13 protein-coding genes are annotated in these 13,863 nt (G+C 67.0%); 5 read left to right on the top strand and 8 right to left on the bottom strand.

Features of this window, described 5'->3' with window-relative positions; genetic code table 11:
• Positions 1-201 precede the first annotated feature (201 nt).
• Positions 202-780 (bottom strand): TetR/AcrR family transcriptional regulator, encoded by a 579-nt coding sequence (locus JKF87_RS06655; RefSeq protein WP_201098575.1) that lies wholly within the window; start codon positions 778-780, stop codon positions 202-204.
• 97 nt (positions 781-877) lie between these two features.
• Here JKF87_RS06655 and JKF87_RS06650 point away from each other — a divergent pair, with 97 nt between their 5' ends.
• Entirely contained in the window at positions 878-1,702 is an 825-nt protein-coding gene (locus JKF87_RS06650) for an SDR family NAD(P)-dependent oxidoreductase (RefSeq protein WP_201098573.1), read from the top strand.
• A 45-nt stretch (positions 1,703-1,747) separates the two neighbouring features.
• Entirely contained in the window at positions 1,748-2,500 is a 753-nt protein-coding gene (locus tag JKF87_RS06645; protein WP_201098571.1) for an SDR family NAD(P)-dependent oxidoreductase, read from the top strand.
• A gap of 17 nt (positions 2,501-2,517) precedes the next feature.
• On the opposite strand, the gene JKF87_RS06640 is transcribed toward JKF87_RS06645, so the two are convergent.
• Genes JKF87_RS06640 through JKF87_RS06625 form a run of 4 tightly spaced genes read right to left on the bottom strand, consistent with a single transcriptional unit; the run spans position 2,518 to position 8,720 of the window.
• A complete protein-coding gene (locus JKF87_RS06640) occupies positions 2,518-3,039 on the bottom strand; it encodes a TetR/AcrR family transcriptional regulator (RefSeq protein WP_201098569.1) in 522 nt (173 codons plus the stop codon).
• Positions 3,040-3,046: 7 nt separating this feature from the next.
• Complete coding sequence (locus tag JKF87_RS06635) at positions 3,047-4,432, bottom strand: efflux transporter outer membrane subunit (protein WP_201098567.1); 1,386 nt, start codon at positions 4,430-4,432, stop codon at positions 3,047-3,049.
• A gap of 2 nt (positions 4,433-4,434) precedes the next feature.
• A complete protein-coding gene (locus JKF87_RS06630; RefSeq protein ID WP_201098565.1) occupies positions 4,435-7,575 on the bottom strand; it encodes a multidrug efflux RND transporter permease subunit in 3,141 nt (1,046 codons plus the stop codon).
• A gap of 14 nt (positions 7,576-7,589) precedes the next feature.
• Positions 7,590-8,720, bottom strand: a complete 1,131-nt coding sequence (locus JKF87_RS06625) for an efflux RND transporter periplasmic adaptor subunit (RefSeq protein ID WP_201098563.1) — start codon at positions 8,718-8,720, stop codon at positions 7,590-7,592.
• A 154-nt stretch (positions 8,721-8,874) separates the two neighbouring features.
• On the opposite strand from JKF87_RS06625, the gene JKF87_RS06620 reads away from it, so the two are divergent.
• Complete coding sequence (locus tag JKF87_RS06620; protein WP_201098561.1) at positions 8,875-9,561, top strand: response regulator transcription factor; 687 nt, start codon at positions 8,875-8,877, stop codon at positions 9,559-9,561.
• A complete protein-coding gene (locus JKF87_RS06615) occupies positions 9,558-10,583 on the top strand; it encodes a sensor histidine kinase (protein WP_201098559.1) in 1,026 nt (341 codons plus the stop codon). The genes JKF87_RS06620 and JKF87_RS06615 overlap by 4 nt, the downstream gene beginning before the upstream one ends.
• Before the next feature lie 8 nt (positions 10,584-10,591).
• On the opposite strand, the gene JKF87_RS06610 is transcribed toward JKF87_RS06615, so the two are convergent.
• The gene (locus tag JKF87_RS06610; protein WP_201098557.1) at positions 10,592-11,821 is read right to left on the bottom strand and encodes an MFS transporter; all 1,230 of its coding nucleotides are present in this window, start codon (positions 11,819-11,821) and stop codon (positions 10,592-10,594) included.
• Between the two features lie 88 nt (positions 11,822-11,909).
• Between JKF87_RS06610 and JKF87_RS06605 the strand changes: the two genes are divergently transcribed.
• Positions 11,910-12,692 carry an AraC family transcriptional regulator gene (locus JKF87_RS06605; protein WP_236261170.1) on the top strand — a complete coding sequence of 261 codons (783 nt, stop codon included), beginning with the start codon at positions 11,910-11,912 and terminating at the stop codon, positions 12,690-12,692.
• Here JKF87_RS06605 and JKF87_RS06600 read toward each other — a convergent pair.
• Positions 12,689-13,321, bottom strand: a complete 633-nt coding sequence (locus JKF87_RS06600; protein WP_201098555.1) for a LysE family translocator — start codon at positions 13,319-13,321, stop codon at positions 12,689-12,691. The genes JKF87_RS06605 and JKF87_RS06600 overlap by 4 nt on opposite strands.
• Before the next feature lie 88 nt (positions 13,322-13,409).
• A complete protein-coding gene (locus JKF87_RS06595; RefSeq protein WP_201098553.1) occupies positions 13,410-13,808 on the bottom strand; it encodes a nuclear transport factor 2 family protein in 399 nt (132 codons plus the stop codon).
• Between the last annotated feature and the right edge of the window lie 55 nt (positions 13,809-13,863).

Here is a 13,863-nt window from a genome sequence, read left to right as displayed (position 1 = left end):
AAACGACGTAGCCGCATTTTACCCCGCCGCAACAACCTTGGCTGTTACGGACCGAAAAACTACAGGGCTGATTCCTCTGGCCATTTCACCAGACTACGAATCTGGGGGCAGGAGTTCGACTTTCTTCGGGCGCGCCATTTTTCTTCAATGGCTTAGCGTCGTTGAGCATTGGGTTAGTCTGGCGTTAGACGCCTCGGCGTCTCAAAAGCGGCTAGTTGGGTGCAATCCAGCCGCTGTCACCGCGGCCAGCGCTCTGACCTGATCGCAAAGGGCGGCGTTGTCCAGCGCCATGTCCTTGAAGCCTTTCACCGCGTTCGAGATCACGGCGGCGAAGAGGTGTTCGGAGATGTCTAGGCGACTGTCGGCCAGGGGTTGGCGGATGATGTCGGCGATCAGGGCCTCGAACGCCTCGTGGCTTTCGCGGACGGGCAGGACTTTCAGGTCGAACAGGTCCTGGGCGTCGGGATAGTCGCGCACCAGTTCATAGGCGCCCAGAACCCAGGTTTCGCAGGCGAACACCAGCCTGTCCTGCAAGGTCTCGCGCTCCGCCACGCCGAGACGGATTTCGGCGATCCGGTCGGCGACCATGGCGCGGATGACGGCGTGGAAGATGCTCTCCTTGTCGCGAAAGCTCAGATACAGGGTCGGCCGCGTCAGGCCCGCCGCCTGGGCGATGTCGCCCATCGTGGTGCGCCCATAGCCGTAGCGCAGGAACACGTCCCGCGCCGCCGAAACCACCATCGTCCGCCGGTCCGATACCGGTTCCGCCTCATCTGCCATGGGGCCGATCTGACATACCGCGAAAAAATGTCAAACCGCATCATTGACAATCTGACAACAAATGTCATTTGCCGAACTCACTCTAGAGAGCTCGAAAATGGCAGACTCCAAAATCTGGTTCATCACCGGCGCCAGCCGCGGCTTCGGCCGCATCTGGACCGAAGCGGCCCTGGCCCGTGGCGACAAGGTCGCCGCCGCCGTCCGCACCCCCTCGGCGTTGGATGATCTGGCGCAGAAGCACGGCGACAGCCTTTATGTCGTCAAGATCGACGTCACCGACCGGGACGGCGTCATCCAAGCCGTGTCGGATGTCGTCGGCCATTTCGGACGCATCGACGTGGTGCTGAACAACGCCGGTTTCGGCTGCATGGGCGCCGTCGAGGAAGTCAGCCCGGACGATGCGCGCGCCACCTTCGAGACCAATGTCTTCGGCTCGCTGTGGGTCATTCAGGCCGTTCTGCCGCACCTGCGGGCCCAGGGCTTCGGCCATATCCTGCAGCTGTCCAGCGTGGCGGGGGTCGTCGCCCTGCCCACCGCTGGCGTCTATGAGGCCGCCAAGTTCGCCGTCGAGGGTCTGGTCGAAGCCCTGGCCGCCGAGGTCGCGCGCTTTGGCGTCAAGGCGACCCTGATCGAGCCGGGCGGTTACGCCACCGACTTCCTGGAAGGAACCAACATCAGGAACGCCGAACCCATCGCCGCCTATGATCCGGTGCGTGAGGATCTGGCCCGCCAGATCACCGCCGACCAGCTGGGCGATCCCCGCGCCACGGTTCCGGCCATCCTGAAGCTGGTCGATTCCGACGCGCCGCCGCTGCGCCTGATCCTGGGCGACCTGCTGCCTCTGGTGAAGACGGTCTATGCCGACCGCATCCAGACCTGGGAGGCCTGGGACGAGGTCGCGCGGGCGGCCAAGACCCTCTGACGCCGCGCCGTCCAATCGCTCATCTCATCTGAAAGGCCTGCCCCCATGCCCCAGTCCCCTGCCCGTTTCACCGACCAGACCATCATCGTCACCGGCGCAGGGGCCGGCATAGGGCGGGCCACGGCCCTGCGCCTGGCCAGCGAGGGCGCCCGGGTCATCGCCGCCGACCTGTCCGCCGCCAATCTGGCGTCTCTGGCCGATGAGGCCGCAGGCGGAGAGATCGTCCCCGTCGTCGGCGACCTGACCCAGACCGACTTCATCGACGCCATCGTCGCGGCGGGCGGCGACCGGATCGACGGCGTGGCGAATATCGCCGGGATCTCGGACGGCTGGCGTCCCCCGGCGGAGATCGACGACGCCACATGGCAGCGGGTGTTCGACCTGAACCTGACGGCGCCCATGCGTCTGTCGCGCGCGGTCCTGCCGCAGATGCTGGCCAGAGGACGCGGGGCCTTCGTCTTCGTCTCGTCGGAAGCCAGCTTCCGCGCCTCGCTGTCGGGCGCCGCCTACACCAGCTCCAAACACGGGCTGAACGGCTTCGCCAAGTCCATCGCCTTCTACTATGGAACCGAAGGAATCCGCTCCAATGTCGTGGCGCCCGGCGGCGTCCTGACCGGCATGGATACGGTCTTCCACTCCGACTACGCCAAGGCCAAGACTGCGCCGATCCTGCAGACAGCCCCGGCCTCGGTCGAGCCGGACGTCATCGTCCATTCCATCCTGTGGCTGCTGTCGGACGACTCGCCCAACATCAACGGCGTGATCCTGCCGTGCGACAGCGGCTGGACCACGATGTGAGATGAAGGCGGCGCCCGCTAGCGGTTCGAAACCAGCGCGGGCGCGTCCAGATCGGCGTACATGCGCCGCGCCATCTGCCTGAACTCGGGATCGTCGAGATGGGCGGCCAGCAGCAGGGTCTGGGCCAGTTCGGCGCAGACCACCGCTCCCAGACGCACGTCCAGAGGCGCATTCCGGTCCATGGCGGCCTTTTGCGCCATCGCCCGACTGACGGCGCGCTTGACCTCGATCGGCGCATAGGCGGCGGCCAGGACCAGACGCGCCGCCTTCTGATGGGCGGGCGACTGCTCGCCCGGCGTCCAGTCCTCGACCTCGTCCAGGGCCGTCTCCACGCAGCGGACGAAAAGCTGGGCCTTTCCCGTGAAATATCGGACGATCAGGGCGTGATCCACGCCCGCCCGGCTGGCGATCCGCCGCAGGTTGGCTTCATGATAGCCCAGCGCGTCGAACAGGTCGGCCGCCGTGGCCAGGATGCGTTCGGGCGTCGACAGACAGTCGCATCCCCTGCCCGTCCCCAGCGGCCGTCCCGTTCTGCTCATGGCGGCGTCACCCTCCGTCGCCATCGACCTTAGGCCCGCCGCCCAGCGCGCGATAGAGGGCGATGCTTGCCGACGACTGCGCCGCCTGCGCGCCCAGCAGGGCCAACTGACCGCCATACAGCTGACGCTGGGCGTCCAGCAGCTCCAGACGGCTGGTGGCGCCGGCGCGGTAACGGGCCTCGGCCAGGGTCACACGCCGCGACGCCGCCTCGACCGCCTGGCGTTGGGCCGTGATCTGACGGTCATAGGTTTCGCGCGCGGCCAGACCATCGGACACCTCGGCAAAGGCCCGCTGGATGGCCCACTCATAGCCCGCCACGGCGACGTTCTGACGAATGACCGACAGGTCCAGCTGGGCCTGCAGCCGCCCCCCCTGGAAGATCGGCACGCTGATCTGGGGCGTGAACGACCAGACCTCCGGTCCGTCGAACAGGCTGTCGAGGTCGGAGCTGGCATAGCCGTACTGACCCGTCAGGGCGATGCTGGGCAGAAAGGCCCGCCGCGCCGCACGGATGTCGGCGCGGGCAGCGAACAGCGACCGCTCGGCCTGACGGATGTCAGGACGTCGGGTCAGCAGATCGGACGGCAGGCCGACCGGCAGACGCGTCAGCACCGGACTGGTCTCGAACGTCGCCGTTCCCAGTTGATCCGCCGCCAAGGGCCGTCCGACCACCAGAACCAGAGCGTTTTCGGCGACGGCGGCGTCGCGCCGCGCCGCCTGCAGGTCCGCCTCTGCCGAACGCACCTGGGCCTCGGACGAGGCGACCTCGGAGCCGTCGGCCTGACCGGCGTCGTACAGTTGCCGGGTCAGGCGTTCGGACGCCTGCCAGTCCGTCAATGTCGCCTCGGTCAGACGCACCCGCTCGCGCGCCGCCAGGGTGGCGACATAGGCGTCCGCGACGGTGGCGCTGAGGGTGATCCGCGCCGCCTGCGCCCCCTCGCCCGCCGCCAGATAGGACTGGAAGGCGGCCTCGGACTGGGCGCGCAGCCGACCGAACAGATCTAGCTCAAAGGTGCTGAGGCCCAGACCCGCCTGGGCCTGGCTCTGCACCCCATCGCCTAGACCGGATCGAGCGCGGGTGTAGGACCCAGAAGCCCCGATCTGCGGCCAGAAGCTGGCGCGCTGCATCCGCAGCTGGGCCTGCGCCGCATCCGCCTCCAGCAGGGCCAGCCGCAGGGGGCGACTGTCGCTGAGGGCGATCTCGACCAGTTGCTGCAGGCGGGGATCGACGAAGACCCCGCGCCAATCCAGATCCGCCGCCGTCTGGGCGTCAGAAACGCTTTCGACCGGGTATTGGTCGGCGACCACCTGAACCGCCGGATCGACGGTCGGGATGGTCTGGCAGGCGGCGAGAAGGGCCGCCGCCGCCGACAGGGTGAGGAAACGACGCATGGTCAGACCTTCCGCGAGAAGTTGGGCAGGCGCAGGTTCAGCGCGGCGGCGCGGCGTTGCAGGAACTCGATCCCGCCGACCACGACCACGAAGAAGACCGGCACGAAGATGATCGCGAACAGGGTGCCCGTGATCATGCCGCCGAAGACGCCGGTGCCGATCGCCTGCTGGGTCGCCGAGCTTGCGCCCGAGGCCAGCATCAGGGGCGTGACGCCCAGGGTGAAGGCCAGCGAGGTCATGATGATCGGGCGCAGACGCAGGCGCGCCGCCTCGATCGCCGCCTCGACCAGCCCCATCCCCTGTTCGCGCAGCATCTTGGCGAACTCGACGATCAGGATGGCGTTCTTCGAGGACAGGCCGATGATGGTGATCATCCCCACCTTGAAGAAGACGTCGTTGGGCAGGCCGCGGATCATCACCGCCGCCACCGCGCCGATCAGGCCCAGCGGCACCACCAGCATGACCGACAGCGGGATGCTCCAGCTCTCGTACAGGGCGGCCAGCACCAGGAAGACGACCAGCATCGACAGGATCAGCAGCATGGTGGCCTGATCGCCGGTCTGCTTCTCCTGCAGCGAGGTGCTGGTCCAGGCCACGGCGAAACCGTCCGGCAGCTGTTTCACCAGCCGCTCCATCTCGGCCATGGCCTCGCCGCTGGACACGCCGGGCGAGGCGCTGCCGGAGATGCGGATCGACGGATAGCCGTTGTAGCGGACCTGCTGGACCGGGGCGTCCTCCCAGATCGGCCGCACGAAGTTGGACAGGGGCGCCATGCCGCCGGACGTGCTGCGCACATACAGGGCCATGACGTCGCCGATCTGCATCCGGTGCGAGGCCTCGGCCTGGATGATCACCTGCTGCAGACGTCCGTGGTTGGGGAAGTCGTTGACATAGGTGGAGCCCATGGCGGCCGAGATGGTGCTGCGGATCGCATCGAACGACACGCCCTGCGCGGCCGCCTTCTCGCGGTCGATCTCAAGCCGGATGCTGGATCCGGGCGGCAGGCTCTCGGGATAGACGCCCGCGACGACCTTGCTCTCGGCGGCCAGCTGAAGCAGCTGGTTCTGCGCCGCCTGAAGCGCGCCCTGACCCTGGTTCCTCAGATCCTGCAGACGCATGGTGAAGCCCGCGCTGGTGCCCAGCTCCGGAATGGCCGGCGGGTTCAGCGACATGACCATGCCGTCCGAGACATTGGCCATGGCGGCGTTGGCCGCCATGATCTCTTCCTGCGCGCTCGCACCGTGACGGTCTTTCCAGTCGACCATGTTGGTGAAGGCGATGCCGGTGTTGGGGCCTGAGCCGTTGAAGCCGAAGCCCTGGATGGAGATCACGCTCTCCACCCCGTCGCGGCTGCGCACGGCGTTCTCGAACTCGCGGATCACCCCGATGGTGCGCTCCGCCGTCGCCTCGGCAGGCAGGGTGAACATGGTGATGAAGGCGCCCTGATCCTCATCCGGCAGGAAGGCGGACGGCAGGCGCACGAAGGTGAAGCCCAGCGCCAGAACCATGACAGCAAAGACCGCCATCATCCGACCGCCGCGCCGGATGGCCGTGCCGACCCAGCCGGTGTAGCGGCCCGTCAGGCGGTCCATGCCGCGGTTGAACCAGCCGAAGAAGCCTTTCTTCTCGTGATGACCGGGATCGACGGGCTTCAGCAGGGTGGCGCACAGGGCGGGCGTCAGCGACAGGGCCAGAAGCGCCGAAAACAGGATGGAGACCGCCATCGAAACGCTGAACTGGCGATAGATTTCGCCGACCGAACCCGAGGCGAAGGCCATCGGAATAAAGACCGCCGACAACACCAGGGTGATGCCGATGACGGCGCCGGTGATCTCCTTCATCGCCTTCTTGGTGGCTTCCTTGGGCGACAGGCCCTCGGTGGCCATGATCCGCTCGACGTTCTCGACCACCACGATGGCGTCATCGACGATGATGCCGATGGCCAGAACCATGCCGAACATGGTCAGGACGTTGATCGAGAAGCCCGTCGCCATCATCACCGCCAGGGTCCCCATCAGGGCGATGGGCGCGACGATGGACGGGATCAGGGTGTAGCGGACGTTCTGCAGGAACAGGAACATCACCAGGAAGACCAGCACCATGGCCTCGACCAGGGTGTGGACCACCTTCTCGATCGAGATTTCGACGAAGGGCGCGGTGTCGAACGGCACCGAGACCGCCATGCCGTCAGGCAGGGCCGGCTCCAGCTCCTTCAGACGCTGGTGCAGGGCCTTGGCCGTAGCCACGGCGTTGCCGCCGGGCGCCAGCTGGACAGCGGCCACCGCGATGGGACGGCCGTTCTCGAACGCCGAGAAGTCATAGAACTGGGCGCCCAGCTCAACGCGGGCCACGTCGCCGATGGTCAGGCTGGAGCCGTCCAGGTTCGAGCGCAGCACGATGGCGGCGAACTGGTCCGGCGTCGTCAGCTGGCCGTCGGCCGTCATCGGCACGGTGACGCTCTGGCCTTCGATCTGCGGCATCCCGCCCAGACGACCCGGCGCGATCTGGGCGTTCTGGGTCTGGATGGCGGCGGCGACGTCATTGACCGTGATGTCGTAGCTGGCCAGCTTCTGCGGATCGATCCAGACGCGCATGGCCCGCTCGGACGAGAAGTTCTGAACCCGGCCGACGCCTTCGACCCGCTTCAGCTCCTCGATCATGTTGCGCGACATGTAGTCGCCCAGCTCCTGGGCGTTGTAGCGCCCGCCGTCCGCGCTGACGGCGACCATCATCAGGAAGCCTGACGAGGCGGCTTCGACATAGAGGCCGCTCTGGCGCACCATCTGCGGCAGGCGCGGCTCGACCGCCTTCAGGCGGTTCTGCACGTCCACCTGGGCCAGGTCCGGGTCGGTGCCCGGCTTGAAGGTGGCGGTGATCTGGGCGATGCCCGAGGTGTCCGTCGCGCTTTCGAAATAGAGCAGGTTCTTGACGCTGGACAGCTCCCGCTCGATCGGCCCGACCACGCTGTCGGTCAGCGACTGGGTCGAGGCGCCGGGATAGTTGGCGTAGATGGTGACGGTGGGCGGCGCAACCGACGGAAACCGCTCAACGGCCAGATTGGGAATCGCCAACAGGCCGAGCAGGATGATGAAGATGGAGAGCACCCATGCGAACACGGGCCTCTCGATGAAAAACTGGGGCATGGGGCGGCTCGACCTCAGGCTGCGGCGGCTGGGGCGGGCGTCGCTGCGGCGCGCCAGGGCTTGGTCTTGACCGTTTCATCGGGTCGGGCGCGGTCACGCCCCTCGACGACCACGCGCTCTCCCTCGCGCAGTCCGTCCTCGACGACATACTGATTGTCGACCACCTCGCCGATGCGGACTGTGCGCGCCTCGACCTTGCCGTCCGCCTTGACGACCAGAACCTGAGCGCCGCCCTGGGTGCGGACCACCGCCTGCTGCGGCACCCGCGTCAGGGTCTGCTCCGGTCCGCGCGGCAGGCGGACGCGGACGAACATGCCGGGCAGCAGACGCCCGTCTGTATTGTCCACCAGCACCCGCGCGCGCAGGTCGCCGGTGCCGGGATCGACCACCGCTTCCGAGAACAAAAGACGCCCCGTCAGACCCAGCGGCTTGCCGTCGCCGTCCAGCAGCTCGACCGTGCTGGAGCCCTGCCCCAAACCGCGCAGCGCCTCCAGACGCGCGGCGGGCTGATTGACGTCGACATAGACCTGATCCAGCTGGTGCACGGCGGCCAGAGGCTCGCCGCCCGCCGCGCTGACCAAGGCCCCCTCGGTGATCGACGAGGCGCCGATGCGGCCGCTGATCGGGGCGGTGATGGTGGCGAACGACAGGTCCAGATTGCGGCGCGACAGGTTAGCCCGCGCCACGCCGACCTCCGCCGCCGCCTGTGCGAATGCAGCCTCGGCGTCGTCGAAGGTCTTGCGGCTGACCGCATCGACATCGATCAGCCCCTTCAGGCGGTCACGCTGGACCTGGGCCTGGTTCAGGGTCGCCTGTGCGCGTTGCAGGGCGGCCTGCGCGCTTTCGACCTCGGCGCGGAACGGGGCCGGATTGATCTGGTACAGCGCCTGGCCCGCACGCACTGTCGCGCCTTCAGTAAACATCCGACGCTGGATGATGCCGCTGACCTGCGGGCGGATTTCAGCGACGCGGACCGCGACGACCCGCCCCGGCAGGGTGTCGCTCAACTGGACCAGGCCGACTGTGACGGGGGCGACGCTGACTTCGGGCGGGGCCGGAGGCGGAGCCTTGTCGGCGCCGCTGCATGAAGCCAGCGCGAGAGCGGCTGACGCCGCCAGCAGCGCGGCGCGGGTGGTTCGATACATGAGCATCACCTGGAGAATTTCGGCGTGCGGGGAGGCACGGGAGCGGGGCCTGTCGCACCAAAACATCCGGCCTTGTTGGAGACTTCTTGGAGATTTCATCCAGACGACCGCCTTGCGGTGGCGCCCCCCTGGCGTCGGCTGTAGGACAGAGGCCATGACCCCCTTGGCCCTGATCGCCGAGGACGAAGACCAGATCGCCGACGTCCTCGACCGGTATTTCATTCGCGAAGGCTTTCGCACCAGCCGCGCCGGCGACGGCGTGACAACGCTGGACCTGCATGCCGCGCTGAAGCCGGACGTCGTCCTGCTGGACGTCATGATGCCGCGCATCGACGGCTGGTCGGTACTGGCCGAGCTGCGCCGACGCGGTGACACGCCGGTCATCATGATGACAGCCCTGGATCAGGATCTGGACAAGCTGCAGGCCTTGCGGATGGGGGCCGACGACTATGTGGTCAAACCGTTCAACCCGCTGGAGCTGGTGGCCCGCGCCCAGGCGGTGATCCGTCGGCACGGCAAATGGGGGAATGATCGGGTGCTGCGCCACGGCCCGCTGGAGATCGACCCCGAGGCCTATGAGGCGTCCATCGTCCGCGATGGCGCCGCCGCCCCGCTGAAACTGACCCTGACGGAGTTCCGCCTGCTGGAGTTCATGGCCCGCCAGCCGATGCGGGTCTTCACTCGCGCGGACCTGGCCGACGCCTGCCTGAACGGCGACGAGGTTCTGGACCGCACGGTCGACAGCCACATGAGCAATCTACGCCAGAAGCTGAAGAAGAACGGCGCGGGCGAACTGATCGCCAGCATCCGCGGCGTCGGCTTTCGGATGAACCGGCCGTGATCTCCTGCCACAGCGGCCTGTCGCGCAAGCTCGCCCTGCGCATGGCCCTGGTCGCGGTCTGCAGTGTCGTCCTGACGGTCGCCGGTTTTCTGGCCATTCAGGTCTTCATCCTGAAGCAGCCCATACTACTGGACACGCGCGACTACGTGGCCATCGTGTCCTTCTGCATCCTGGGGGTGGTGATGGGCAGCGTGGCGGCCAACCACCTGGCGCGCCAGATCGTCTCGCCGGTGCGGCGCATCGCGGCCGCCGCCCGCCGCATCTCCGAGAACGACCTGTCCGCCCGCGTCGACGAACCTGATGAAACCCTGGGCGAAGTGCAGGAGCTTGCGCGGGACTTCAACCTGATGGCGGTGCGGCTGGACCGGCTGGCCAAGGAGCGCAAACAGTGGCGCGACGCCATTTCGCATGAGCTGCGGACCCCGCTGATGATCCTGCGCGGGCATCTGCAGGGCGGGCTGGACGGCATCTATCCCAATGACGATCGCCTGCTGAGTCTGGCGCTCAGCCAGGTCGAGACCCTGACCCGCGTCATGGGTGATCTGGCGGCGATGGAAGACGCCGAAGACCCCGGCCTGCAAGCCCACCCGGTCGCGGTCGACCGTCTGCTGTCCGACATCAGAAGCCTGATGGACCCGCCCCTGCGCCGGGCGGGCTTCGTCGTCGACTGGCGCATCGCCCCGGTCGCGGCGGTCGTAGACGAAACCCGCATCCGCCAGGCTGTGGTCGCCCTGGTCCAGAACCTGCTGGTCCACGCCACGCCCGGCCCCGCCCAGGTCCAGCTCCAGCAAAACGATGATCGGCTGGTCCTGACCGTCGCCGATTCCGGGCCGGGCATCGACGCCGCCCTGTCCGAGACGATCTTCGAACCCTTCAAGCGCGGCCCCACCCAGGCCAGCGGCTGCGGCGTGGGCCTGGCCATGGCCCGCTACGCCGCAGACGCTCACGGCGGCTCGGTCCAGCTTCGCCCCTCAGACCTAGGCGGCAGCGCCTTCGTCGTCACCGTGCCGCTGCGCGGTTAAGCCAAGGATCAGCCCCCCGCCTCCGCCCCGGCGCGCGCCTTCTTCAGGTCCGGCAGGAAGGCGGCCAGCAGGCCGATGGCGGGCAGGACGCTGCAGATCGCATAGACGGTCGTCACCCCGTACAGGTCCGCCATCCAGCCCAGGACCGCCGCGCCTATGCCGCCCATGCCGAACGAAAATCCGAAGAACAGGCCCGAGATCATGCCGATCTTTCCGGGCGCCAGCTCCTGGGCGAAGACGACGATGGCGGGGAAGGCCGAGGCCAGCAGCAGGCCGATGATGATCGTGATCGGTCCCGTCCAGAACAGGCTGACGTGCGGCAGCAGAAGCGTGAACGGCAGCACGCCCAGGATCGAGGCCCAGATCACATATTTGCGCCCGAAACGATCGCCGATCGGCCCCCCGATCATCGTCCCCGCCGCCACGGCGCCCAGGAAGGCGAACAGGTGCAGTTGGGCGGTGTCGACATCCACGCCGAACTTCTGGATCAGGTAGAAGGTGAAGTAGCTCGTGATGCTGGCCAGATAGACATATTTCGAAAAGATCATGGCCAGCAGAATGGCCAGGCCGCGCCGCGCCGTGCCCTTGGGCAGTTCAATCGCCTCCAGATGTTTGCGTCCGGCGACCAGACGGGCCAGGCCGTGATCCCGGTACCAGAGGCTGACCTGCCACAGGATGGCCCCCGCCAGCAGGGCCAGAAGGGCGAAGAAGGCCAGGCTGCTCTGCCCCCAACGGACCACGACGATGGCGGCGGCCAACGGCCCCAGGGCCGAGCCTGCATTGCCGCCGACCTGGAACAGGGACTGCGCCAGCCCCGCGCGGCGCCCCGCCGCCATCCGCGCCACGCGGGAGGCTTCCGGGTGGAAGACCGACGAGCCCATGCCCAGCAGGGCCGCGCCGACCAGCAGCAGCGGATAGGTGTGGGCGACCGACAGGACGACCAGGCCCGCCAGCGAGAACAGCGTCCCGCCCGGCAGGGCCAGCGGCGTCGGGCGTCGATCCGCATAGACCCCGACCAGAGGCTGCAGGATCGAGGCGGTGATCTGATACACCAGGGTGATCAGGCCGATCTGGCTGAAGGACAGGTCAAGCGACGCCTTGAGGTTGGGATAGATGGCCGGAAGCAGCGCCTGCATCATGTCGTTCAGCAGGTGACAGGCGCTGACCGCCACGATTACGGGAAACACCGTGGTTTGCGCCACCGAGGGCTGGGCAGGATCTGCGTGGGCGGTCGTCATCAACTCAAACCTTGTTCGGGCGTCTGCGATAGCGCACAGACCCCTGGCCCGCATTCGATGTCGGGACATTCACTTTCGCGAGTGGGACATGGCCGAAGTCTGGATCAATCCTGACGACTATGATCAGACGCCGCGGCCGGTCGTCGGCATCGGCAACCGCTATCCGCCGTCATTCGAACTGGCGCCCCACAGTCATGGACGCGGCCAGTTGCTGTACGCCGCCAGCGGCGTGATCGTGGTCAGCACCGCCCATGGCGCCTGGGTCGCCCCGCCCGAACGCGCGGTCTGGACGCCGGCAGGCATAACCCACGCCGTGCGCATGGTGGGCAATGTCGAAACCCGCAGCGTCCTGCTGGACGACGCCGCAGCCCGCGCCCTGGGCGGTCAAAGCCTGGTGATCGGCGTCCCGGCCCTGTTGCGCAGCCTGCTGATCGCCGCCTCCGACATCGTCGCCGACTATGAGCCGGGCGGGCGCGATGAACTGGTGATGGCCCTTTTGCTGGCGGAGTTGGAGCGCGCGCCGCGCCTGCCCCTGTCCGTCCCCTTCCCCGTCAGCCCCGCACTGGCCGCCCTGTGCCACAGGTTTCTGGATCGCCCGTCGCCGCACGACACCATCGACGACTGGGCGCGGCGGATGGCGATGGACCGTCGATCCTTCACACGCCGGTTTCGCCGTGAGACCGGCATGAGCTTCGGCGCCTGGCGGCAGCAGGCCTGCCTGGTCAACGCCCTGCCCCTGCTGGCCGAAGGGCGTTCGATCACCGCCGTCGCCCTGGACCTGGGTTATGACAGTCCCGCCGCCTTCTCGACCATGTTCAAACGCCTGACCGGCCTGTCGCCGGTTCGATATGCGGCTGCGCAGACGCCCTAGCGCCGCGCCTCGGCCAGCATCGACACCGCCAGCCCGCCCAGCACCGTGCCCATCAGCCAGCGTTGAATGGACAGCCAGCTGGGACGACGCGTCAGGAAGACGGCGATCGATCCCGCCGCAACAGCGATCACGGCGTTGACGCTGAGACTGATCACCACCTGCGTCATGCCCAGAACCAGCGACTGCGCCAGCACGCTCCCATGTCCCGGCGTGATGAACTGCGGCAGCAGCGACAGATACATGATGGCGATCTTGGGGTTCAGCAGATTGGTCATGAAACCCATCATGAACAGCCTGCGCGGGCTGTCTTTGGGCAGTTCGCGGACCTCGAACGGCGAACGACCGCCCGGCTTCACCGCCTGCCATGCCAGATAGAACAGATAGGCCGCCCCCGCGATCCGCAGCGCATCATGGGCGAATGGCACAGCGATTAGAAAGGCCGTGATCCCGAAGGCTGCGCACAGCAGATAGAAGACAAACCCCAGCGCCACCCCGCCCAGAGAGATCAGACCCGCCACGCGCCCCTGGCTGATCGAGCGGGAGATCAGATAGACCATGTTCGGTCCCGGCGTCAGGACCATGCCCAGCGCGATCAGGGCGAAGGTCATCAGGCTGGACAGTTCTGGCATTCGGCTTGTTTCCCTATTAGGCGACCGTCTCTCACCTATCTTATTTTGGCGACAGGATCAGTCGGTTATCGGCCCAGCCGCCCAAGGGTCAGACAGCAGCCTGGGCCACGGCGAAACTGTCTTCGAACATGCGAAACCGGACGATCAGACCGTCACGGAAGGTCAGGTCGAAGGCGAACTCCGACACAATAAGCTTGCCGGTGCTTTTCACGCGGGATTCCAGGTCGCCCAGGGCAATGGCCCGGTTTCCCTGCACCAGGATCTCCGTGACCTCGAACCGTTCTGAAACGATCAGATCGCGGATCGCCTGATAGAATTCAGCGACGCCTTTACGCCCCGTCTTGCGGCCGATCCAGGAGACGGCGTCGACATCACCGGCGACATGCCAGTCCACGTCCTCGCTGAACAAGGCGCTGATGTCCTGCGGGGTTTCGCAAGCGGTGCGGCGGAAGAACTCGATAACGGCGGGTCGGATGGGGTCGGTCATGGCTCTATTTTTGTAAACCTCAGTACATAAACCTATCTGCATTTGCGCTGTTCGC

Origin of the sequence: Brevundimonas nasdae (assembly GCF_016654005.1) — a bacterium.
Lineage (GTDB): Bacteria > Pseudomonadota > Alphaproteobacteria > Caulobacterales > Caulobacteraceae > Brevundimonas > Brevundimonas nasdae.
This window is presented reverse-complemented; position numbering and strand designations above follow the sequence as displayed.